This is a genomic window from Paenibacillus sp. FSL H7-0690 (genome assembly GCF_037980415.1).
Lineage (GTDB): Bacteria > Bacillota > Bacilli > Paenibacillales > Paenibacillaceae > Paenibacillus_AQ > Paenibacillus_AQ odorifer.
Window position 1 is genome coordinate 1462174 of sequence record NZ_CP150281.1, and the last position, 22147, is coordinate 1484320.

Sequence of the window (22147 nt, forward strand, 5' to 3'; positions counted from 1 at the left end):
TATGGGACGGTCTATTTTTTTGTCTTGGGCGATAGCGTCATCTGGATTCACAAGTGGCTGGGAAGGGGATGAGGTGGAGCTAGTGGCGATTGAGTCCGCATATGGTGGAGGAGAGAGATGGTGGGGATATTGACAACTGGGTCCGAAAGCGGTGAGTAACCCGACGCAGGCGGACCCAGCGGACCTTATACGTGGAATTATCTTGTTTTTTTGATGCTAACGGACCGCATAGTCGCTATTGTCACGAAAAACACCCAATATGAACCTGTTTCGCATGAATAGCTTCACTGGAGTCCGAAACCTAGCTCGAAAGGCTATAAATCAGCAAATAGCGTCAACTGAGTCCGAAAGCGGTGAGTAACCCGACGCAGGCGGACCCAGCGGACCTTATACGTGGAAATATCCTGTTTTTTGGATGCTAAAGGACCGCATAGTCGCTATTGGCACGAAAAATACTCAATATGAACCTGTTTCGCATGAATAGCTGCACTGGAGTCCGAAACCTAGCTCGAATGGCTATAAATTAGCAAATAGCGTCATCTGAGTCCGGAAGCGGTGAGTCACCCGACGCAGGCGGACCCAGCAGACCTTATAACGTGGAATTATCCTGTTTTTTGGATGCAAACGGACCGCATAGTCGCTATTGGCACGAAACACACCCAATATGAACCTGTTTCACATGAATAGCTGCACTGGAGTCCGATATCTAGCTCGAAAGGCTATAAATTAGTAAATAGCGTCATCTGGGTCCGAAAGCGGCGGGGGAAGGTGATGATATGTAGCTAGTGACAACTGAGCCCGAAAGTGGAGGGGGAAAGTGATGATGTGTAGTTAGTGACAGCTGAGTCCGAAACCTAGCTCGAATGTCTGAAAATAGCAAATAGCATCATCTGAGTCCGGAAGCGGTGAGTAACCCGACGCAGGCGGACCCAGCGGACCTTATACGTGGAAATATCCTGTTTTTTGGATGCAAACGGACCGCATAGTCGCTATTGGCACGAAAAACACCTAATATACACCTCTTTGGAAGGAATAGGTGCACTGGAGTCCGAAACCTAGCTCGAAAGGCTATAAATCAGCAAATAGCGTCATCTGAGTCCGAAAGTAGCGGGGAGAGTAATGATATGTAGTTAGTGTCAACTGAAGTCCGAAAGTGGAGGGGAGAGTGACGATGTATAGTTAGTGTCAACTGAGTCCCAAAGTAGCGGGGGAATGGTGATGATGTGTAGCTAGCGACAACGAGTTTGTACGTGGTGTGGGAGAACGATGAGCTGAAGACAGCGTCAACTGAGTCCTTTAGCGGTGGGGGATGTTTATTTACTAAGTTCAGATGCGCGGAGGAACTGGAGATTGTTAGATTGAGAAGTCTGCTGAGACAAGCTACGCAAAACGCAAAACGCAAACCGCAAACCGCAAACCGCAAACCGCAAAGAAGCGATCTCCCAAATACCGGGAGCATCGCTTCTATGTTGTCTCATTTCTCGTCTCATAAATTCACTAACAACTGCGCTTTTTTCTTAACTTATCTTAGCAACCTCTGAAGGAAGGTGGCGCTCTAACCAGTTGAGCACATCGGCTGTGACTTGATCTCGATTCACTTCATTTAGCATTTCGTGTCTGCCTTCTGGATAGAGTCGGAACTCAACGTCTGACACTCCTCGTTTCTTATACAACTCCGCAAGACGGGGAATGCCTTGACCGTTCATCCCGACAGGGTCCTTATCCCCACCGAATATATAAATGGGCTTACCTGTACATAATGTGCTAAGTGATTCCTCAGTATGGATCTCTCTTAGGAGGTGGAAGAAACCACGGAAAAAGCGTGTTGTACAAATAGCTCCGCAGAATGGATCGGAAATGTACTTATCTACTTCCGCAGTATCGCTGCTCAGCCAGTCAAATGTTGTTCTGACCGGGGAAAAGGCGCGGTTATAGCTGCCAAATACCAGACTGTTCAGCAGTACACTGCGATGATGCTCACCCTTTAGCTTAAGCTGCGCGCTAGCCAGAGATTCTCCAATACGCAGCATACTGCGTGGACCATTTGTCCCGCTTAGGATAAACCCTGAATAGATTTCGTTGCCTTCTTCGCACATGAGTTTTTGACCCAGAAAGGAACCCATGCTGTGTGCGAATAAAATGATGGGCTTTCCTTCATGCTTGGAGAGTGCTGCGGCACCTACCTGTAGAAGATTGCGCCGCATCCAATAAAATCCGTCCTCCCCAACATCACCAAGCAGGTTGACTTGACCAGCGGTTCTACCATGTCCCCGGTGGTCATTTGCATATACTGCATAACCAACCCCGGTTAAAGCTTCCGCAAAACGAGCGTAGCGGGCAGCAGTTTCACACATCCCGTGTGAAATTTGCACGATTCCTCTAACTGGCACATCGGACTCAGGTAACCATTCATAGACATGGATGGTTACACCTATGGGATCCGTTAGAGTAAAGCTGTTTTCCTTCATGGTCCATTCCTCCTAAAGGTTCTCGACTTATGGTAAATAAGAGCGAAGCACAGTAGAATGACCCTCGATAGTATAACGGCCTAGGTTGGAAGGAATCAGATAACATTCCCCTGCGGCATAAGGCTGGGAGCCGCCTTCCCAAGTCAGATGTCCGCTGCCTTCGCAGATAACCAGAATAGTGAAGCTGTCTTCTGAAGTGGTGAGATCCCATGAACCATTTACGATCCCTTTTTCGACAATAAAATAAGGTGAAGCGGCAAGCTGCAGCCACTCTCCAGGCACTGCATGATCGGTCTTCATCGAAGTAGCGCCGGCGCCTTCATAAGCTGTAACATTCAGAGAATCCTCGATATGAAGCTCGCGTGGTTTTCCATCTAGTCCTGGACGGTCGTAGTCATAAATACGGTATGTAGTGTCGGAATTCTGTTGAATTTCCGCTACAACGACACCAGCACATAGAGCATGTACCGTTCCGGCAGGGATGTAGAAGGAATCGCCAGCGGAGACAGATACCTCTTGAAGGCTATCCATAACCGTACCTTTTTCCAGTGCTTCGCGTAATGTTTCACGGTCTACGCCTTCTTTAAGGCCGTAGATGATTTTTGCATCTGGCTTAGCGTCTAATACGTACCACATCTCTGTTTTACCCAGTTCACCTTTAGGCAATCCTACATAATCATCCGTAGGATGGACTTGAACGGAAAGGTTGTCGTTGCAATCCAACAATTTGATCAAGAGTGGAAATCTTCCGCCAGCTTCTGATATTCCCTTGCTTCCGAACCACTCGTGACCAAATTGCTCACGAATTTGATCCAGACCTTGTCCAGCTAATTCTCCATTAACCACCGAAGATGTTCCATTCGCATGATCGGCAATCATCCAGCCTTCACCAATATGACCTTCTGGTAGATTCAGGCCGAATTTCTCCAGCGCGCGGCCACCCCAGACACGTTCTTTAAACTCCGGTTGAAATTTTAAAGGATATGGTTGTGTCATTCGTAATCTTCCTTCCCAATTACAAGATTGTTTGATTGTTTACAAAGCTTAAGATGGGGAACCTTTTTTCTTCTCGAGGGCAATTACATAAGGTGCGTCCGTGCGCTGCAACTGGCGGTATACAATGCTCTGCGCTACCTTAGGGGAAACAGTCGCAGCCCAAGCTTCAACAGCGGCGGCTTCGAGATCTCCGCCTGCATGTCCAGGATACAGTACAGCCGTAATAATTCCCCCCGGACGCAGCAGCTGGAGTGAAGCTTCCAGGGCTGCAATAGAGCTATCCGGCTCAGTAATGATATTCTTGTCGGCATCGCCTGAAGGCAGATAGCCAAGATTGAACATTACAGCACCAACGGTGCCTGGCCAGTTAGCCGGGACGGCTTCTGCCATTTCGGCATGGCTGCGTTCCAGTAAGGTAACGGCAGAGAGTGAGGAAGTGTCCTCCCGCGTAAGCCGGAGACGTTCTTCTGCCAGCTTCAGCGCCGCAGCTTGAATGTCAAAGCCGTAGACTTCGCCACGAGCTCCGGTTGTTTTGGCTAGAAAAAGCGTGTCAGCACCAGTACCTACAGTTGCATCAATCGCACGGTCACCTAAAGTTAGCCGCTCAGAGATTAATTTATGAGCAAAGCTTAGAACGGACATAAAGCCCATTAGCCCTTCCTCCAATACTTACCCTGCCAAGTATCACGAGCAACAAGCTCATCGTCAATGGCATTTAGCACTTCCCATTTCTTGAGACTCCACATCGGTCCAACTAAGAGATCCCGTGGGGCATCTCCAGTCAAGCGATGAACAATCATCTCAGGGGGCAGAATTTCAAGTGAATCAGCAATCAGCTTCACATACTCGTCCTGTTCCATGAATCGGAGCAATCCTGCTTCATACTGCTTCACCATTGGTGTTTTGCGCATGAGATGCAGAAGGTGAATCTTAATTCCCTGCACATCCATGCGAGCTACAGCAGATACCGTTTCGAGCATCATTTCGTGCGTCTCCTGTGGGAGACCGTGAATGATATGGGTACAGATTCGAATATCGTGACGGCGCAGCTTCTCCACAGCCTCCACATAACACTGCGTATCATGCGCCCGGTTAATAAGCTCAGAAGTGGAGTCATGTATAGTCTGAAGACCCATCTCTACCCAAAGATACGTACGCTTGTTCAGCTCTGCTAAATATTCGACCACATCATCCGGCAGACAGTCAGGGCGGGTAGCAATAGACAATCCAACGACACCAGGCTGCTGCAAAATAACTTCGAAATATTCTCTCAGCTCTTCGACCGGAGCGTACGTATTAGTATAGGCTTGGAAGTAACCGATATATTTAGCATTTGGCCATTTCAGATGCTGTCTGTCACGGACGTTATTGAATTGTGTGACTAGGTCATCTCGGCGGCTTCCGGCAAAATCACCAGAACCTCTGGCACTGCAAAATGTGCAGCCTCCCTTAGCAATGGAGCCGTCACGATTGGGACAGGTAAAGCCTGCATCAAGCATAACTTTGAATACCTTGGTGTTCATGTGTTCACGCATTTCGTAATTCCAAGTATGAAAACGTTTATCTCCCCAAAGTTGCGGAGGAGAAGTGTATTGAAGATTAGACACGAGAAGCCCCTTTCTGAAAATATAATTATGGATAAGATTCCTTATCCTTATATTTTTCTGAGACAGATGGCGTCCTTATCCCAGAGAACGCACAGCCGTTTCTTATAATCCAATACATTGTATCAAAAAACCGAGCTCGGCGTAACATTGACTCCTCATAACGGCATGAAAAATAGGCAGGAAATAAGGCGCTTTCAGCTTGAAAATGCTTACATAGTATGTTATATTCAGAGTGTGAAAAGCTGCTGTGGCATAAAGAAATTCATCCAAGAGTTCATAATTTCGTGTCGTCCGATCCATAATAATAACCGTGAGGTGATAGCAATGAATTCTCAAACGGTATATGCTGAGGGTAAAGATTCGATTGAAGTCCACTTAACACCAGATGAAGCCCTTGCACTAACGGGCGTGGAATTTAACGGCAACCCTAAGATCAAGACAGATGCGCAGCGCAAAATTCGTAGCGCATTCGAAAAAAAGACATTTGCCACAAACACAAAGTAAATCCTGATTTGCCAGACAAGAACGAAATCTATTCCAATATACAACAACGAAGGAATTCCTCTGAACAGCTCATTTAAGAGCTGAACCAGAGAATTCCTTTTTCTTTTTTTACCGCAATCCCTTTACTTTTTGGGACAATTTCGGCACAATATTGCAAGTGACAGTTATCGTATAAGAGATAATCGGAGGAATACCTATGCGTTTACGCGGAAGAAAAGGAATACGTGAAAGTTTGGAAGAACAGACGGATTTAGTCATTCTAGATCCTCGGAGTTATAAAGGTGAGTGGTCCAAGCTGTTCGGTAACGATCATCCGATCCATGTGGAGTTCGGAATGGGCAAAGGACAGTTTATCAGCCAAATGAGCTTTAAATATCCTGATATTAACTTTATCGGAGTGGATATGTATGATGAGCTGATCCGCCGTGCTGGAGATAAGGCTAGAGCAGTATGGGAGCCGGCAGGACATGAAACACCGCCTAACCTGAAATTGGCACTTGCAAATATCGATTATGCTGAGGAAGTATTTGCTCCGGGAGAGCTTGAGCGGATTTATCTTAATTTCAGCGATCCGTGGCCTAAAAGCAAGCATGCCCGGCGTCGTTTGACACATCCACGTTTTCTTGACAAATATCGCGGTTTGCTTAGCGATCTAGGTGAAATTCATCTAAAAACAGATTCCCGCAGTCTTTTTGAGTTCTCATTAAATGCCTTTGCGGACTTTGGCTTGCAGATGAAAAATATTTCTTTGGACCTACATGCAGATGGCATCATCAACGAGGATCATATCATGACAGAATATGAGACGAAATTTGTCGGACGTGGCGTGAATATCCATCGTTGCGAGGCAATTGTAGGTGCAGAAGCACTCAAACAGTATCAGGCTACCCGATTGGATAAATATCGGCTGTAGTTACAAAGCACTGCTTCAAATGGCATGCTTCAATAATAAAGCGGCAACTCTCCAAGTAAAGTAGTTTGGAGGCTGCCGCTTTTTTAAATTAACTATTCCAATAATTCAATGATACTCTGAGCACATTGTAAAGGATGGTAGCGCGCAATTTCTTCAAGATGAAGTTTGCGCTTGTTTTGCACATCCTCATAGTTGTTTAAGAGGCGCTCCATCCACATTTCGACAACCTCTAAAGATTCGATCGGTTCTCCGAAGCCGGCTGCAGTAAAGTAGCGGCAATTCTCCTCCTCCTGCCCGGGAAGAGGGTGATGGAAGAGCATCGGAATACCTTTTGCAAGCCCTTCACTGCAGGTCATTCCTCCCGGTTTTGTAACCAGCAGATCGGACACCTCCATCAGCTTGTGGATTTCACGCGTAAAGCCGAGTAAGGAGATATTAGGATGATTATAATGCGGGTCTTCTTTCATTTCCTTTAGCAGCTGTTCGTTATTGCCGAGACAGAAAACAATCTGAATCTTGTCACGCCATTCCGCCAGACAAGCATTTACGACTTGGTCGTTCATGATTCCCCAGCCTCCGCCCATGACAAGAACGGTTGGCATCTCCCGCAGATTGAATTGCTCTCGAATCTCCTGCTTTCCGGGATGCTTCCAAAAATTAGGGTGTATCGGTATACCTGTTACCTGAATTTTCGTGGCAGGAATATTTCGGCTGCGTAATTTGGATTTAACCTCAGGTGTTGAAACCAGGTAAAGGTCTACCTCTGGGCTAATCCAGGTTGCATGCGCATCATAATCCGTTATGACGGTGACGAGCGGCACATTTAGGGTAGGATCCAATCTCTTTAGGCGGGACACTACAGCACCTGGAATAAAATGTGTGCAGACAATTACGTCGGGTTTCAGTTGCCTCACAATATTTTTGGCATGCGTATAAAATATACGATGCAAGGCAAGCGTGGTAAGACGATTGAATGATTTCTGGTGACGGTAGACATAACCCATCAATTTTGGCTGTGTCGTTACCGTCTTTCGGTAAGCAGACAGAATAATAGGTGCCATCTTGGGGTTTAAAAAATTTCCAAGTTCTAGCACCTTCGTTTGTAAATTAGGCGATAATTGGCGCAGACTGCTCGACAACGCATAAGCTGCTTGTGTATGTCCGGCGCCAAAACCTTCCGAGAGTATTAAGATTCTTTTTTTACGCAATGTTGATTCACCTATTCTCAAGGGTTTTCCCGGTTATTAACAATAAATGCTTTACATCCATAAGGCTATAGTACCAGCTGCTACGCAGGAACCGATCACTGCGCCAGCTATAACATCTGATGGATAATGCAATCCAAGATAAATACGAGAAAATCCGACAATACAAGCTAGCGGCAGCAGAATAACGGTCAAAGCAGGAAACGCCAGCATATAAGGGACCGTAGAAGCAAAGATAGCTGTAGTATGACCAGATGGAAAAGAATGATCCTTTAATGGATTACGAAAAGTATTGGTTTCCGGTAACGCCAGATAAGGACGCATACGCGGGTACAGTTTTTTGGCGATAGCTACGGGTATATGGCTGACAGCTAGTGCTGTTAAGGCTTGTAAACCTGTAGTTCTCCAAGGCTCAGGAGCTAATACCCATACCAGTATATTGATAACAATCGTGCTTGTAGCTCCACCCAAATGAGTAAGGTAAAAGAGCCAAAAGTTCAAAAAACGATTATGCATTCGTCCGTTGATCCACTTAAAAAGATGCCGCTCCCAGAGATGTAGTTTCATGAATAAATGTCTCATATCTAATTCCCTCCGCTAGTCCGGCTACCGTTAACAGATGTTAATGCAGTAATCCGTTCTATAGCTTAGATCTGTCTTAATCATACTTTTTAAAGGTAGTTCATTTCAAGGAAAAGCTCAGGTTTACACGAAATTTGCCAGTTTTGACTTAGAGCACTATTACGCTTTACAATGATTCAAGCAGACTAAACCTGTTTAAAAGGGTAAGAGATAAATAAGGATTCAAAAAAAGGAATCCATAGAATTCTTTTAAACAGCATATATAAAAATTGTGAAGTCTGCCGAGAATAAGAATACTCTTGGTCTATTGTTAAGGGATGCAACAAAAGGGTCAGAAAGAACGTCAAGCAAGCTAGAGAGAAAAAAAGAACACCAAGAGTGAAAAAAGGGGGCATCAAAAGGTCATGACAGACGCACTGTTTGTTACGCTCCAAGTGATCTTGGCAGCAATCGCAGTCTATCAGTTTACGTTTTCATTATTCGGACTGCACAGGAAAAAGAAAAAAACGCAGTATAAGCCGGAAAAATCTTTTGCCGTACTTGTTGCCGCACATAACGAGGAAGAAGTTGTCGGCGCATTAATGGAGAATCTGAAGCAGCTTAATTATCCATCAGAACTGTACGATGTATTTGTAATTTGTGACAATTGTACAGACGGTACAGCTCGCATCGTTAGAGAACACGGCATGAACGCTTGTGTCCGCACCAATGCAAATCTGAGAGGTAAAGGCTACGCAATAGAATGGATGCTTAAAGAGCTGTGGGCTATGCCGCGGCAATATGATGCTGTTGTCATGTTCGATGCCGATAACTTGGCGCATACTGAGTTCCTGATGGAGATGAATAATGATCTTTGTTCAGGTGCACGGGTAATCCAAGGTTATATCGACACCAAGAATCCAGAGGATTCCTGGATTACAGCTGCTTATGGTATTTCGTACTGGTATATTAACCGTTTGTGGCAACTTTCACGCCATAATTTAAATATGGCTAACTTCCTTGGCGGAACGGGAATGTGTTTTGAAACCACACTTCTTAAAGAAATGGGCTGGGGAGCTACAAGTTTGGTCGAGGACTTGGAGTTTACGATGCGTAGTGCAGCACATGGTGTATATCCTAAGTTCAATTATGATGCAAAGGTATTTGATGAGAAGCCGTTAACCTTCAAGGCCTCCTCAAGACAGCGTCTGCGTTGGATGCAGGGGCACTTCACTGTTGCTCGCCGTTATTTTTTCCCATTGCTTTGGCAAAGTATTAAAGAACGCAGCTTAACGAAGTTTGACCTCGCGCTTTATGGAGCGAATGTATATATTGTATTGCTCACTTTTTTAATGACGGCGGTAATGTGGGTGGATATGGCGTTCTTTAACGGACCGAATATCGCTAACATTTACGGCAGCTTGCCGATCTGGCTCAGCTTCCTGGCTATTGGCGCCAATCTGGTGACTTTTGGTATTGCGATGGCATTGGAGAAGGTTACGTTCAAGAAAGTATATGCTTATCTTGTATTCTTCCCGATCTACTTGATCTCGTGGTATCCGATTACGTTCTATGCGTTCTTCACGCAGAACAATAAGCAATGGAGCCATACCAAGCATACTCGCGTAGTACGACTTGAAGAAGTACAAAGTAAGCAGGTATAAAATTCACGAAATTTCTGCATAAAAGGATTGACACCCCAAATAGTGTGGTGTATAGTATTCAAGTACGCAAATCATAGGGATTGCAAGAAGAAGCACCTGCTTCTCACCTGACTGGCATATTCGCCGGCTGGTTTTGATCTCAATGCTTTATGAATGTTAATGTTCATGAACGTTGATCAAACACGGGGTGTCGGGTGTTACCGGCACCCCTTTTTTATGGAGTTACGTGAGAATAGTTGTTAAAAAGATCCGGAGGTGGAGAGTTATCAGTAAGGAACATATGATCAATGATGAAATTCGGGCCAAAGAGGTACGGTTGGTTGGTGCGGAAGGTGAGCAAATCGGAATTAAACCGATCCGCGAAGCGCTGCAAATGGCGATCGATCTTAATCTGGATCTAGTCAATGTAGCACCACAGGCTAAGCCGCCGGTATGCCGCATCATGGATTACGGCAAGTTCCGTTATGAAACGCAGAAGAAAGAGAAGGAAGCGCGTAAAAACCAGAAGGTCGTTGATATCAAGGAAGTCTGGTTCCGTGCTAACATTGAGGAACATGATTATCAAACTAAGTTCCGCAATGTGATCAAGTTCTTGGGTGAGGGCGATAAAGTGAAGTGCTCCGTACGTTTCCGCGGACGTGAGATTACACACGCGAATATCGGCCAAAAAATCCTCGAACGAGTGAAGAACGAAGTGGCTGATATATCTGTTGTTGAGCGCCAGCCAAAGCTGGAAGGCCGCAGCATGATTATGATTTTGGCTCCTAAAGCTCAATAAATCTGGAGTCACTTGCTTATCTGCAATTTGGCGCCGCATAATATTCAAGGAGGAAACACCATGCCTAAGATGAAAACACACAGCAGCCTGAAAGGCCGCTTCAAAATTACCGGAACTGGTAAAGTAACACGTTACAAAGCTCACAAAAACCACTTGCTGTCCCACAAATCTAAACGCGCTAAGCGCGTTCTGAACGGAAATCCAGTAATGGCCCCTGGGGATGTAAGACGTTTGAAACAAGGATTGGCTAACTTGAAATAGTTTATTACACATTTTTGGGAGGTTTATTAATATGGCAAGAGTTAAGGGCGGATTTGTAGTTCGTCGTAAACATAAAAAAGTGTTGAAATTGGCAAAAGGTTATTTCGGTTCTAAACACCGTATTTTTAAAACAGCTAAAGAACAAGTAATGAAATCGATGGTTTACGCTTACCGCGACCGTCGTCAAACTAAACGTAACTTCCGCAGACTGTGGATCGTTCGTATTAATGCAGCAGCTCGTTTGAACGGTCTTTCTTACAGCAAGCTTGTATACGGCCTGAAATTGGCTGGTGTAGAAGTTAACCGTAAAATGCTGGCTGATCTGGCTGTGAATGATCTTAACGCATTCAACTCCTTGGCTGGTATTGCTAAAGAGAAAATCAACGCGTAAGTGTTGTAATATAACCGAAAAGCACCGCCTGCGGGTTGCCCATGCAGCGGTGCTTTTTTGTGCGGTAAGATAGGGATGAAGCAGCGTTGGAATTCCCTACATAAAAGAAAAAGCTCTGCATCTGCAGAGCTATTCCCAGTACTTTATGGTGTTTAATTGAGCGGCGAGTTTTTTGCTGATATTGCGGCGAACTTTTCGTAGCTCGGAACGTTCATTAGCAGATTCGTTGATCAGCTTCTCTTCGTCTGTCTCTGGGATGATAGCTGGGACCGGAGTAGGTGTGCCATCCTCTTCGACTGCGACAAAGGTTAGGAATGAAGTAGCAGCGACAGCGCGCTCTCCAGTATATAGATTTTCTGAAATGATCTTCACAAACACCTCTATGCTTGTCCGTCCGGTCCAGGAGACGAAGGATTCAAAGCATACGGAGTCCGTAGGGCGAATGGGTCTCAAGAAGTCTACAGAGTCTGTAGAGGCTGTGACGACGTTAGTTCGACAATGGCGCATAGCTGAAATGGAGGCTACTTCATCAATGCCGCTCATAAGCTTGCCACCGAATAATGTTTTGTGATTATTGACATCATTAGGGAAAACGCGTCCGGTTTTGAAGACACGGGATTCACGGCAATATTTGAAGGCCGGTGTTGTTTGTGGATTTATTTCTTCGGTCATGATCTGATAACTTCCTTTCAGTGCAATTACTAAGGAATCATAATAATAGAAAACACTTAAGTGTGCAATAATATTTGTAATGTGTTGGAATACTATACAGAGTAAAATCAGGGTTTCTGACATTAACCAGACATAACTGTAACATGCTATGTCATGGAAAGCGGTTACTTGCTAAAAAGTGCAAATTATTATTGACCTGAGGTCATTTATGCACTGGATTTTAGATTTTATTGCAGTTATAATTTGAACTAATGGAATGTCCAAGCAGAACACAGAAGACATCCAATATTTTAAGGGGGATTACATTCAATGAAAAAAGGTTTAAAGCTATCTCTTGCAATGTTGCTGTCTCTTACAGTCGTTTTGACAGGCTGTGGAAACAACAATAACAACGCCGCTAAAGGTGAAACTAATGCAGGAACCAATGCAGGAACAAACGCACCTAAATCCGATTTCAAATTTGGTATGGTTACTGACATTGGTGGCGTAAACGATAAATCGTTTAACCAATCCGCATGGGAAGCATTGCAAGCTCTTGAAAAAGAAACAGGTAGTGGCGTTAAGTACTTGCAAAGTAAATCAAATGCTGACTATGAGCCAAACCTTAACTCCTTCGTTAAAGATGGATACAACTTGACTTGGGGTATTGGTTTTGATCTTGGCGACGCAATTAAAAAAGTAGCTACTGAGAACCCAAATGCTAACTTGGCTATCATTGATAGCGTAGTTGAAGCTCCTAACGTAGCTTCCGTTACTTTCTCCGAAAATGAAGGTTCCTTCTTGGTTGGTGTGGTTGCTGGTCTGACTACAAAAACTAACAAAGTTGCATTCATCGGTGGTCTGGAAAGCCCTGTAATCAAACGTTTTGAAGCTGGCTTTAAAGCTGGTGTAGCAGCAGTTAACCCTTCAGCTAAAGTAACACCTACTTATGCTGGTGGTTATGACAAACCAGACGTTGGTAAATCTCTTGCGGCTACATTGTATAACGACGGAAACGACATTATCTTCCCTGCTGCTGGACAAACAGGAAATGGCGTATTCAACGAAGCTAAAGCTCGTAACAAAGCAGGCGGTACTAAAGTATGGGTTATTGGTGTAGATAAAGACCAATCCATCGAGTTTGGTACTGACGTTACTTTGACTTCCATGATCAAACGTGTAGACGAAGCTGTTCTTAAAGTTTCTAAAGAAGTAATTGACGGTACGTTCAAGGGTGGTACTACAACCGTTCTTGGTCTGAAAGATAATGGTGTAGGTATTTCTGATACTAAGGACAACGTTTCTGAAGAGATCCTGGCTAAAGTTGAAGAATACAAAAAACAAATCATTGATGGAACAATCACTGTTCCTTCCGAGTAATAGTTAGTCTCCATTTATTGCATTACAATAAGGATCAAAGAATAAGGCCGGTGTTGTGCTGGCCTTATTCCTTGTTAAAGCACTGGTTATGATAAGAGGAACATAGATATACCGCCTTACAAAGGGCGGTACATCCGTGTCTATAAGGTAGTTATATATTCTGTGATGAGGGTGATTCCATGAGTGCTGCGGCTCCTGTCGTAGAGTTGAAGCAAATCACAAAACGCTTTCCCGGTATTGTTGCTAACGATTCCATTAGCTTGACGCTTAAAAAGGGTGAAATCCTTGCATTGCTTGGTGAGAATGGTGCAGGCAAGTCCACTTTAATGAACATTGTATTTGGATTGTATCAACCGGATGAAGGCAGTATTGAAATCGACGGGAAACCGGTTATTATTGATAACCCCAATAAAGCTATTGAGCTTGGTATTGGTATGGTTCATCAGCATTTCAAGCTTGTGGAGCCTTTTACGGTGACCGAGAATATTGTTCTTGGGATGGAGCCGAAAAAAGGTCTTAAAATTGACTATAAATCCGCTGCGGAACAGGTTCGGAAGCTATCGGAGCAATATGGCCTGCAAGTGAATCCAAATGCCGTTATTCATGACATTTCGGTAGGTATGCAGCAAAGGGTAGAAATTATGAAGACCCTGTACCGTGGAGCGGATATTCTCATATTTGATGAGCCGACCGCAGTACTTACGCCTCAAGAAATTACGGAACTCATGGCGATTATGAAGCGGCTTGTTGCAGAGGGAAAATCCATTATTTTGATCACGCATAAGCTTAAAGAAATCATGCAAATATCTGATCGGGTCACCATTATTAGACGTGGGAAAGTAATTGATACTGTGAATACCGCGGAGACCAATCCTAATGAGCTAGCTGAAAAAATGGTTGGGCGTGGCGTAACTTTCAAAGTGGACAAGAAGGTTCCTGAGGTTGGCCAATCTGTACTCAAACTGAAGGATGTCAGCAGTAAGAGTAAAGATGGGGTCTCCGTACTGGATGGTCTTAGCTTTGAAGTAAAAGCAGGGGAAATTCTCGGGATTGCTGGCGTAGATGGTAATGGACAAAGTGAGTTGATCCAGGCCATTACAGGTCTGCGCAAAATTGATTCGGGTTCGATAACCGTGTCTGGCAATGAAATTGCTAATTTATCACCGCGGAAGGTTTCAGAGATGAATGTCTCTCATATTCCTGAGGACCGCCACAAGCATGGGTTAGTGCTTGATTTCACCATGAGTGAGAATATGGTTTTGGAAACCTATTATAAGAGTCCTTACAACAAAAATGGCTTTTTGCAAAATGATGTCATTGATAAGTACGCAGCGAAGCTTATAGAGCAATTTGATGTACGTACACCTTCAATAGAGACCAAAGCACGTTCTTTATCCGGCGGAAATCAACAGAAAGCGATTATTGCGCGGGAAATAGATAAAAATCCGACATTGTTAATTGCCGCACAACCTACACGCGGTCTAGATGTTGGGGCTATTGAATTTGTTCAGAAGCAACTCATAGCTCAGCGTGATCAAGGAAAGGCTGTTCTACTTATTTCCTTTGAATTGGACGAGATTATGAACGTCTCTGACAGAATCGCTGTTATCTATGAAGGGAAAATTGTCGGTGAAGTGTTCCCGCAAGATACGAATGATCAGGAACTGGGTCTTATGATGGCAGGCAGCTTGCAGCGGGGAGGTAAGGCAGTTGAATAAGTTCAAAAAAATCTTCACAACTGACAGCTACATCGTTCCTCTGGTTGCCATCGTGCTTGGTTTTCTTGTGGGAGCAATAGTTATGCTTCTGGGCGGTTATGATCCGATAACTGCTTACTCCGCACTGTTCAAACGTGTGTTTGGTAATTTGTATAACTTTGGTGAAGCTGTGCGCGAAATGACACCATTAATGCTTACAGGGCTAGCCGTAGCTTTCGCATTCCGTTCAGGGATGTTTAATATCGGGGCAGATGGCCAAGTAATGATTGGTATGACAGCGGCAACAGTGGTGGGTATTAAGATGGCAGGTCTGCCATCCTTCCTGCTTGTCCCGCTTGCTGTAATTATTGCGGGTGTCTGCGGTGGTTTATGGGCAGGGATTGCCGGTTATTTGAAAGCAAAACGTGGGATTAACGAAGTTATTACCACAATCATGTTAAACTGGATTGCTCTTTACCTGTCGAATTATATCGTTAGAAACTTTTTGTTGCTTCCAGGACAAAATCGTTCCGAGGATATTCCGGCCTCGCTTTCCATGACCTTTTTGAATTCGATATTTGATAATGCACGTCTACACTGGGGTACAGCTATTGCTCTTGCTGCAGCGGTATTCTTCTATGTGTACTTATGGAAGACCAAGCAGGGCTACGAAATGCGTGCAGTTGGTTACAATCCACATGCTGCCGAATATGCAGGGATGAATGTTGGACGTAACGTTATGAAGGCAATGTTCATAAGTGGTGTATTCGCCGGTCTGGCCGGAGCAGGAGAGGTGCTTGGTGTATTCCATTATCAAGCTATTTTCGCGGCATCGCCAGGATATGGATTTGATGGTATCGCTGTTGCTCTTCTTGGTTTAACACATCCACTTGGTGTTATTCTGGCTGCGATTCTCTACGGTACGCTGACTTATGGTTCTGCGGGTATGAGTTTTGCTGCAGATGTTCCACCAGAGCTTATTCGTATCGTTATTGGTTCAATCATATTCTTTATTGCGGCACAAGGGATTGTGCGCTGGGTGCTTAAGCCCTTTTACTTCAAGCGCAAGAAAGAGAAGGTGTTATAGATGGATCTGCAGACGTTAGGTCAACTGCTTAATACAACGCTTGTTTTTTCCACAGCGCTCATTTTTGCCTCACTTGGCGGCATCTTCTCTGAACGTTCCGGTGTCGTAAACATTGGACTTGAAGGTTTGATGATGTTTGGTGCCTTTGCGGCAGCAGTAGGCGGTTATTATGCTCAGGACGCTGGAATGGGCGAATGGGCTCCTTGGGTTGGTGTACTCTGTGCTATAGCTGTTGGTGTGCTAGGCTCACTAATTCATGCGGTTGCATCTATAACCTTTAAATCTGATCAGACGATTAGTGGTACGGTTATTAACTTTTTAGCTGCAGGAAGCACGCTCTATATGGTAAAGCTCCTGTTTGATGGATCTGCTGAAACTCCGATCATTGATGGGTTTAGCAAGGTTGCAATTCCTGGGCTCTCCAAAATCCCAGTGATTGGTGAAGGGATTTTTAATTCCTATCCTACAACTTATCTGGCCATAATACTGGTCATCGTTATTTATTTGGTTCTGTTTAAGACGCCATTTGGATTGCGTTTGCGTGCAGTAGGTGAGCATCCAAGTGCTGCAGATACACTGGGTGTAAAAGTTAATCGGATGAGATATATCGGTGTAATGTTGAGTGGATTGATGGCGGGTATTGGTGGAGCTACAATCACTTTAACAACAACCGGAACCTTTGGACATAATACAATCTCTGGTCAAGGTTTTATCGCCATTGCAGCGATGATCTTTGGGAAATGGAATCCACTTGGTGCCTTTGGTGCAGCGGTATTCTTCGGATTTTCCCAAGCGATCCGCAACTATGTTCAATTGTATGAGTGGTCACAAAATATTCCTCAAGAGTTTATCTTTATGATCCCTTATGTACTGACTATCATCGTGCTGGTAGGGGCTGTAGGCCGATCCTCTGCTCCTAAGGCATTAGGACAGCCATACGATCCTGGTAAGCGATAGAAATGTAACCTTTCAAAGCCGTATTTCCGGTCTTTTCCCGGAAATACGGCTTTTTTATTAGGATCAGCAAGGATAAACATTGAGGCAGGAGGGCAAGTGTACAGGCGAAGGTCCTTTCCATCGAATAGACTGTTTTGTAGATGATGCAAATGAGAGGCGTACAAAACATTTAGGAGGGGATCATATGACTAAGCCAGTTACGAAGAAGCAAGTTATGAGACTCGTAGGTAAGCAGATCATTGCAGTAAAAAAGGACGGTACTCAGGTGACAGGGAAACTGCTTCGTGTATCCGGAAATCGTCTGATATTACAACGCGTAAGTGGTAAAAAAGTACAAACCAAAGCAATCATTCCTTTAGTGTTGTTTGATTTGCTAGCCATTGGTACAGCACCTTATGCTTTTGGTGGTGGCTATGGCGGTGGAGCGCCTTATGGCGGAGGTCCTGGCTATGGCAATCCTTATGGAGGTTACGGGTACGGAGGCACACCCTATCCACCTTTCGGATTCTTTTAAGTTCAGTTGAAATTTGATTTAACTAGATGAACCTTTTCTCCAATTCGTAACAGAAGCTTAGGGATTGATAACGGGCTACGCTGTAGCCCAATTTTTGATAAAAGGCAAGAGCTGCTGTGTTTCCTAAATCGACGGATACCTTAGCCCGATGACATCCGCGTGATAGTGCAAATCGTTCTGCTCGATCCATGAGCATATTCCCCAAGTGTTTGCGCCGTGCTGCGGGTGCTATGGCTAACATATCGATATAAAGTAAATCACCATGCAGCAGGAAATGGACAAACCCCATTGGATCACTCTCATAGTCGGGACAGGCGACTAAGGTGATACCGTGTCCCAGACGACGGGGGATATCTTTTTTGATTTTGGCAATTTCAGTCTTTGGCAAATGAGATAATGGTACAAGCTGTCGCTCGATTAAATCAAGGATAATGACGTCATCCTGCTTGGGTCGACGATAACGGATCATAGAGCGCCCCCTTTCTACGCATTGTCGTACATCATATGTCGGGAGCATGGTGGGGGTTCCCAGCACGTAGAAGTAGGAGTTGTGACAATATTAAAAATAAGGGTATTGACTTATCCATGTTAGGAATCATATAATGTGTCTAAACATTTTATCGAACATACATGTATCGGCAATGATGAGGACGAAGTTTTAAGGGCTCTTTTGCTCAGAGAGTGTGAGGATCTGCTGCAACCTCCACCGAAATCCCTTATATACGAGCTCACCTCGGAGCTGTTTTCCTGAAAGGTCCACTGGCTAGAGTGGTGGAATTATTAGGGGAAATCGTTTAGTCCGCGTTAGGGACTTCAGGTTACAGAGATTAGGGCCCTTGCCTACATCGATGGATTTTTGTATACCTGATAAGGCGTTGCATCGCGAGATGTAATGCAAACATGGGTGGTACCACGGAAGATCAACCTTTCGTCCCTCACGCGCTAATACTGTGCGTGGGAGGCGAAAGGTTTTTTTGTTTTATAAGGAACCATTTGCTGATGTATAAAGGACGGTCCGTCATTTGCATAATGAATGTTAAATATCGGAGGAGGAATACTGATGAGCGCGCAAATACCGGAATTACGGTCTACTGAGCAGTTAAAAGAAAAATGGATGGAGCCGGAGGTCATTTCCGGTTCCGAGATATTACTCCGCAGCCTTGTATTAGAAGGTGTAGACACTGTATTCGGATATCCGGGTGGAGCTGTACTGTACATCTATGATGCATTGTACGGTTTTACGGATTTCAATCACGTGTTAACACGTCATGAGCAAGGTGCTATTCATGCAGCTGACGGTTACGCTAGAGCAAGTGGCAAACCAGGGGTATGTATAGCTACCTCAGGTCCCGGAGCAACGAATCTTGTAACAGGTATTGCTACAGCATATATGGACTCCACTCCATTGGTTGTAATCACAGGTAACGTATTCTCCAGCCTGATCGGTACAGATGCTTTCCAGGAAGCAGACATTACCGGGATAACGATGCCAATCACTAAGCATAGCTACTTTGTAAGAGATGTTGAGGATCTCCCGCGTGTTATACATGAAGCTTTTCATGTGGCGAATACCGGTCGTAAAGGTCCAGTGTTGATCGATATTCCGAAAGACGTGTCAGCAGCGAAGACGTTGTTCACACCAGTGAAAACAGTGAATCTTCGGGGCTACAATCCTTGTACAGTTCCAAACAAACTGCAGCTTGATAAATTGGTTCGTGCGATTGCGGTTGCTGAACGTCCGATCATCATTGCAGGTGGTGGAGTTATTTACTCCGGAGCACATGAAGCTATGTTCGAATTCGTGAAACGGACAGAGATTCCAATTACTACAACCTTGCTGGGTCTCGGAGCTTTCCCTAGTGCAGAAGAACTTTGGATGGGAATGCCGGGTATGCATGGTACGTATACCGCGAATAATGCGATCCAACAGTGCGATTTGCTCATTAATATCGGTGCACGTTTTGATGACCGTGTTACTGGCAGACTGGACGGCTTCGCGCCAAAAGCCAAAATCGTGCATATCGATATCGATCCTGCAGAAATCGGGAAAAATGTATCGCCTGATATTCCGATTGTAGGCGATGTAAAAACTGTATTGGAAATGCTGAATCCTGAGGTTGGCCGCGCAGCTAATGCTGATGCTTGGAGAACACAGATTGCTCAGTGGAAGCTAGATCAGCCGCTTCGGTATAGGGATTCAGAAACAGAGCTTAAACCACAATGGGTGATTGAAATGATCAATGACACCACTAAAGGTGAAGCGATTGTTACAACGGATGTTGGTCAGCATCAAATGTGGGCTGCACAATACTATAAGTTCAATCATCCGCGTTCATGGATTACTTCAGGCGGTCTTGGAACGATGGGCTTCGGATTCCCGTCAGCTATCGGTGCACAGATGGCACATCCTGAACGGCTGGTAGTATCCATTAATGGTGATGGCGGCATGCAAATGTGTTCCCAAGAGCTAGCGATATGTGCGATTAACAATATACCAGTCAAAATTGTAGTAATTAACAATCAGGTGCTTGGCATGGTTCGCCAATGGCAGAATCTTATCTATGATAAACGTTACAGCTTTACAGACCTCGCAGGCAGTCCGGACTTCGTTAAGCTGGCTGAGGCCTATGGTGTAAAAGGTCTACGGGCGACGAATAAGGAAGAAGCACGTGATGCATGGCAGAAAGCACTGGAAACACCGGGTCCAGTATTGGTAGAATTCGTTGTTCCAAAAGACGAGAATGTCTACCCGATGGTAACTCAAGGTTCAACCATCGATCATATGCTGATGGGGGATGAATAACAGTGACAAGACATACGATTTCTGTACTCGTAAATGACCAGCCGGGTGTGCTTCAACGGGTGTCGGGTTTGTTCGGTCGCCGCGGATTTAATATTGAGAGTATAACGGTTGGCCAGTCTGAAGAGGTTGGATTGTCCCGGATGGTTATCGTTACTCTTGGAGACCAGCATACGCTTGAACAAATCGAGAAGCAGCTCTACAAGTTAATTGATGTAATTAAAGTCGTTGATCTTGGATCTAAGCCAATGGTTGCTCGTGAGCTGGCTCTGATTAAAGTGAATGCTGATCCAAGTGAGCGTCCGGAAATTATGGGCGTTGTAGAAACCTTCCGGGCTTCAGTTGTTGACATTGGCAGCACTACATTGTTAGTACAGGTAGTTGGAGATACAGTGAAGATTGATGCGATGATCGAGCTTTTGAAACCTTATGGAATCAGAGAGCTGTCTCGCACGGGTATTACGGCTATGGTACGCGGTAACTCTTAAATATTTTATTTTGCGACTTTAACGGATTACTGCTTGATTGCATTAATCTGATATGATATGAATGAACTTCCCGCTAAAGAGCGGGAGCTTGAGGAGCAGCTAGATCTTCTATGATTCCAGTTCTCTTGAAGCACCCGCTCTTTATGATGGGTCTCAAATTAAAGGAGGATATTGACAATGGCAGTTACAACGTACTATGAACAGGATGCAGAACTTAGTGTATTAAAAGGAAAGACAATTGCGGTAATCGGGTACGGTAGCCAAGGACATGCCCAAGCACAAAACCTGCGTGACAGTGGTCTTCAAGTTGTCATCGGTCTTCGTGAAGGTAAATCTTTTGAAACTGCGAAAAATGACGGTTTTGAAGTATTGCCAGTAGCTGAAGCAGTATCCCGTGCAGATGTTGTGCAAATCCTAATGCCAGATGAAACACAGGCTTCGGTATATAAAAATGAAGTAGAACCAAACCTCAAAAAAGGCGCAGCTTTGATGTTCTCCCACGGCTTTAACGTACACTTTGGACAAATCGTTGCTCCTAAAGATGCAGACGTGCTGCTTGTAGCACCAAAATCTCCAGGTCACATGGTTCGTCGTACTTATGTTGAAGGCTTTGGCGTTCCTGGCTTGATTGCTATCGAACAAGATGCAACTGGAAAAGCTAAAGAAATCGGTCTTGCTTATGCAAAAGGTATCGGCTGTACACGCGCAGGGGTTATCGAAACTTCCTTCCGTGAAGAAACCGAAACTGACTTGTTCGGTGAACAAGCTGTACTTTGCGGTGGTGTATCCGCACTGATCAAAGCTGGCTTCGAAACATTGACTGAAGCAGGATATGCTCCTGAGATGGCTTACTTCGAATGTCTGCACGAATTGAAGCTGATCGTTGACATGGTATACGAAGGCGGATTGTCCAGCATGCGCGATTCCATCAGTAACACTGCTGAGTACGGTGACTATGTAACTGGACCACGCATTGTAACTGAAGATACTAAAAAAGCTATGAAAGCTGTTCTGACAGATATTCAAGAAGGTAAATTCGCTCGTGACTTTATCCTTGAGAACCAATCCGGACGTGCTTTCCTTACCGCTACTCGCCGCAACGAAGCTGCTCACCCAGTAGAAGTTGTAGGTAGCCAATTGCGTGAAATGATGCACTGGATTAAGAAATAATCATAATCATACTTATGATTAAATAGTATTACCTTCAAATGCGGCCGTGACTTTG

The 22147-nt window shown here is 44.7% G+C and carries 23 protein-coding genes and 1 other annotated feature; of the genes, 15 read left to right on the forward strand and 8 right to left on the reverse strand.

What is annotated here, in order from left to right:
* Position 1 precedes the first annotated feature (1 nt).
* Positions 2-133, forward strand: coding sequence for a hypothetical protein (locus MHI32_RS06530; protein WP_340012056.1), 132 nt, complete (start codon positions 2-4; stop codon positions 131-133).
* 1384 nt (positions 134-1517) lie between these two features.
* Here MHI32_RS06530 and MHI32_RS06535 read toward each other — a convergent pair.
* Genes MHI32_RS06535 through MHI32_RS06550 form a run of 4 tightly spaced genes read right to left on the reverse strand, consistent with a single transcriptional unit; the run spans position 1518 to position 5071 of the window.
* Positions 1518-2468, reverse strand: coding sequence for an alpha/beta hydrolase (locus MHI32_RS06535; RefSeq protein WP_076128072.1), 951 nt, complete (start codon positions 2466-2468; stop codon positions 1518-1520).
* A gap of 27 nt (positions 2469-2495) precedes the next feature.
* Complete coding sequence (locus MHI32_RS06540; protein ID WP_076128070.1) at positions 2496-3464, reverse strand: type I phosphomannose isomerase catalytic subunit; 969 nt, start codon at positions 3462-3464, stop codon at positions 2496-2498.
* Between the two features lie 48 nt (positions 3465-3512).
* A complete protein-coding gene (locus MHI32_RS06545; protein ID WP_076128068.1) occupies positions 3513-4115 on the reverse strand; it encodes a class I SAM-dependent methyltransferase in 603 nt (200 codons plus the stop codon).
* The gene (locus tag MHI32_RS06550; protein WP_076128066.1) at positions 4115-5071 is read right to left on the reverse strand and encodes a TIGR01212 family radical SAM protein; all 957 of its coding nucleotides are present in this window, start codon (positions 5069-5071) and stop codon (positions 4115-4117) included. Before MHI32_RS06550 ends, MHI32_RS06545 begins: the two co-directional genes overlap by 1 nt.
* 324 nt (positions 5072-5395) lie before the next feature.
* Here MHI32_RS06550 and MHI32_RS06555 point away from each other — a divergent pair, with 324 nt between their 5' ends.
* Both MHI32_RS06555 and trmB read left to right on the forward strand, forming a co-directional pair.
* Complete coding sequence (locus MHI32_RS06555; protein ID WP_036679526.1) at positions 5396-5575, forward strand: hypothetical protein; 180 nt, start codon at positions 5396-5398, stop codon at positions 5573-5575.
* Positions 5576-5771: 196 nt separating this feature from the next.
* A complete protein-coding gene (gene trmB, locus MHI32_RS06560; RefSeq protein WP_036679523.1) occupies positions 5772-6488 on the forward strand; it encodes a tRNA (guanosine(46)-N7)-methyltransferase TrmB in 717 nt (238 codons plus the stop codon).
* Between the two features lie 92 nt (positions 6489-6580).
* Here the strand turns inward: trmB and MHI32_RS06565 are convergent, their stop codons facing one another.
* Positions 6581-7696, reverse strand: a complete 1116-nt coding sequence (locus MHI32_RS06565) for a glycosyltransferase (protein ID WP_076128064.1) — start codon at positions 7694-7696, stop codon at positions 6581-6583.
* Positions 7697-7747: 51 nt separating this feature from the next.
* Entirely contained in the window at positions 7748-8275 is a 528-nt protein-coding gene (locus MHI32_RS06570; RefSeq protein ID WP_076128062.1) for a phosphatase PAP2 family protein, read from the reverse strand.
* 404 nt (positions 8276-8679) lie between these two features.
* Here MHI32_RS06570 and MHI32_RS06575 point away from each other — a divergent pair, with 404 nt between their 5' ends.
* The 4 genes from MHI32_RS06575 to rplT all read left to right on the forward strand — a co-directional run bounded on the left by MHI32_RS06575 (position 8680) and on the right by rplT (position 11348).
* Positions 8680-9918 (forward strand): glycosyltransferase family 2 protein, encoded by a 1239-nt coding sequence (locus tag MHI32_RS06575; RefSeq protein WP_036679513.1) that lies wholly within the window; start codon positions 8680-8682, stop codon positions 9916-9918.
* A 78-nt stretch (positions 9919-9996) separates the two neighbouring features.
* Positions 9997-10141 (forward strand) — a sequence feature (ribosomal protein L20 leader region).
* A 57-nt stretch (positions 10142-10198) separates the two neighbouring features.
* On the forward strand, positions 10199-10696 hold the full coding sequence (gene infC / locus MHI32_RS06580; protein WP_036679510.1) for a translation initiation factor IF-3: 498 nt from the start codon (positions 10199-10201) through the stop codon (positions 10694-10696).
* Positions 10697-10756: 60 nt separating this feature from the next.
* On the forward strand, positions 10757-10957 hold the full coding sequence (rpmI, locus tag MHI32_RS06585) for a 50S ribosomal protein L35 (RefSeq protein WP_036679507.1): 201 nt from the start codon (positions 10757-10759) through the stop codon (positions 10955-10957).
* A 31-nt stretch (positions 10958-10988) separates the two neighbouring features.
* Entirely contained in the window at positions 10989-11348 is a 360-nt protein-coding gene (gene rplT / locus MHI32_RS06590; protein WP_036679505.1) for a 50S ribosomal protein L20, read from the forward strand.
* A 129-nt stretch (positions 11349-11477) separates the two neighbouring features.
* On the opposite strand, the gene MHI32_RS06595 is transcribed toward rplT, so the two are convergent.
* Positions 11478-12020, reverse strand: coding sequence for an acyl-CoA thioesterase (locus MHI32_RS06595; RefSeq protein ID WP_051491073.1), 543 nt, complete (start codon positions 12018-12020; stop codon positions 11478-11480).
* 309 nt (positions 12021-12329) lie between these two features.
* Here MHI32_RS06595 and MHI32_RS06600 point away from each other — a divergent pair, with 309 nt between their 5' ends.
* The 5 genes from MHI32_RS06600 (at position 12330) to MHI32_RS06620 (ending at position 17634) form a co-directional block, all read left to right on the forward strand.
* Positions 12330-13379, forward strand: a complete 1050-nt coding sequence (locus tag MHI32_RS06600) for a BMP family ABC transporter substrate-binding protein (RefSeq protein WP_076107271.1) — start codon at positions 12330-12332, stop codon at positions 13377-13379.
* Between the two features lie 179 nt (positions 13380-13558).
* Positions 13559-15097 (forward strand): ABC transporter ATP-binding protein, encoded by a 1539-nt coding sequence (locus tag MHI32_RS06605; RefSeq protein ID WP_076192998.1) that lies wholly within the window; start codon positions 13559-13561, stop codon positions 15095-15097.
* Entirely contained in the window at positions 15090-16163 is a 1074-nt protein-coding gene (locus MHI32_RS06610; protein ID WP_076107269.1) for an ABC transporter permease, read from the forward strand. The genes MHI32_RS06605 and MHI32_RS06610 overlap by 8 nt, the downstream gene beginning before the upstream one ends.
* On the forward strand, positions 16164-17120 hold the full coding sequence (locus tag MHI32_RS06615; RefSeq protein WP_036679496.1) for an ABC transporter permease: 957 nt from the start codon (positions 16164-16166) through the stop codon (positions 17118-17120). It abuts the gene before it with no gap.
* A 184-nt stretch (positions 17121-17304) separates the two neighbouring features.
* Complete coding sequence (locus MHI32_RS06620) at positions 17305-17634, forward strand: hypothetical protein (protein ID WP_076128060.1); 330 nt, start codon at positions 17305-17307, stop codon at positions 17632-17634.
* A gap of 22 nt (positions 17635-17656) precedes the next feature.
* On the opposite strand, the gene MHI32_RS06625 is transcribed toward MHI32_RS06620, so the two are convergent.
* Positions 17657-18103 (reverse strand): GNAT family N-acetyltransferase, encoded by a 447-nt coding sequence (locus tag MHI32_RS06625; protein ID WP_036679492.1) that lies wholly within the window; start codon positions 18101-18103, stop codon positions 17657-17659.
* A 591-nt stretch (positions 18104-18694) separates the two neighbouring features.
* Between MHI32_RS06625 and ilvB the strand changes: the two genes are divergently transcribed.
* The 3 genes from ilvB (at position 18695) to ilvC (ending at position 22092) form a co-directional block, all read left to right on the forward strand.
* Positions 18695-20437: a biosynthetic-type acetolactate synthase large subunit gene (ilvB, locus tag MHI32_RS06630; protein ID WP_248547824.1), complete on the forward strand. Its 1743-nt coding sequence runs from the start codon at positions 18695-18697 to the stop codon at positions 20435-20437.
* A complete protein-coding gene (gene ilvN, locus MHI32_RS06635; RefSeq protein WP_170914191.1) occupies positions 20434-20922 on the forward strand; it encodes an acetolactate synthase small subunit in 489 nt (162 codons plus the stop codon). The genes ilvB and ilvN overlap by 4 nt, the downstream gene beginning before the upstream one ends.
* Before the next feature lie 177 nt (positions 20923-21099).
* Positions 21100-22092, forward strand: a complete 993-nt coding sequence (gene ilvC, locus MHI32_RS06640) for a ketol-acid reductoisomerase (protein WP_036679485.1) — start codon at positions 21100-21102, stop codon at positions 22090-22092.
* Positions 22093-22147 lie beyond the last annotated feature (55 nt).

Coding starts and splice junctions, on each gene's coding strand:
- MHI32_RS06530 (WP_340012056.1), top strand. CDS start 2: ATGGGACGGTCTATTTTTTTGTCTTGGGCGATAGCGTCATCTGGATTC.
- MHI32_RS06535 (WP_076128072.1), bottom strand. CDS start 2,468: ATGAAGGAAAACAGCTTTACTCTAACGGATCCCATAGGTGTAACCATC.
- MHI32_RS06540 (WP_076128070.1), bottom strand. CDS start 3,464: ATGACACAACCATATCCTTTAAAATTTCAACCGGAGTTTAAAGAACGT.
- MHI32_RS06545 (WP_076128068.1), bottom strand. CDS start 4,115: ATGGGCTTTATGTCCGTTCTAAGCTTTGCTCATAAATTAATCTCTGAG.
- MHI32_RS06555 (WP_036679526.1), top strand. CDS start 5,396: ATGAATTCTCAAACGGTATATGCTGAGGGTAAAGATTCGATTGAAGTC.
- trmB (WP_036679523.1), top strand. CDS start 5,772: ATGCGTTTACGCGGAAGAAAAGGAATACGTGAAAGTTTGGAAGAACAG.
- MHI32_RS06570 (WP_076128062.1), bottom strand. CDS start 8,275: ATGAGACATTTATTCATGAAACTACATCTCTGGGAGCGGCATCTTTTT.
- MHI32_RS06575 (WP_036679513.1), top strand. CDS start 8,680: ATGACAGACGCACTGTTTGTTACGCTCCAAGTGATCTTGGCAGCAATC.
- infC (WP_036679510.1), top strand. CDS start 10,199: ATGATCAATGATGAAATTCGGGCCAAAGAGGTACGGTTGGTTGGTGCG.
- rpmI (WP_036679507.1), top strand. CDS start 10,757: ATGCCTAAGATGAAAACACACAGCAGCCTGAAAGGCCGCTTCAAAATT.
- rplT (WP_036679505.1), top strand. CDS start 10,989: ATGGCAAGAGTTAAGGGCGGATTTGTAGTTCGTCGTAAACATAAAAAA.
- MHI32_RS06595 (WP_051491073.1), bottom strand. CDS start 12,020: ATGACCGAAGAAATAAATCCACAAACAACACCGGCCTTCAAATATTGC.
- MHI32_RS06600 (WP_076107271.1), top strand. CDS start 12,330: ATGAAAAAAGGTTTAAAGCTATCTCTTGCAATGTTGCTGTCTCTTACA.
- MHI32_RS06605 (WP_076192998.1), top strand. CDS start 13,559: ATGAGTGCTGCGGCTCCTGTCGTAGAGTTGAAGCAAATCACAAAACGC.
- MHI32_RS06615 (WP_036679496.1), top strand. CDS start 16,164: ATGGATCTGCAGACGTTAGGTCAACTGCTTAATACAACGCTTGTTTTT.
- MHI32_RS06620 (WP_076128060.1), top strand. CDS start 17,305: ATGACTAAGCCAGTTACGAAGAAGCAAGTTATGAGACTCGTAGGTAAG.
- MHI32_RS06625 (WP_036679492.1), bottom strand. CDS start 18,103: ATGATCCGTTATCGTCGACCCAAGCAGGATGACGTCATTATCCTTGAT.
- ilvB (WP_248547824.1), top strand. CDS start 18,695: ATGAGCGCGCAAATACCGGAATTACGGTCTACTGAGCAGTTAAAAGAA.
- ilvC (WP_036679485.1), top strand. CDS start 21,100: ATGGCAGTTACAACGTACTATGAACAGGATGCAGAACTTAGTGTATTA.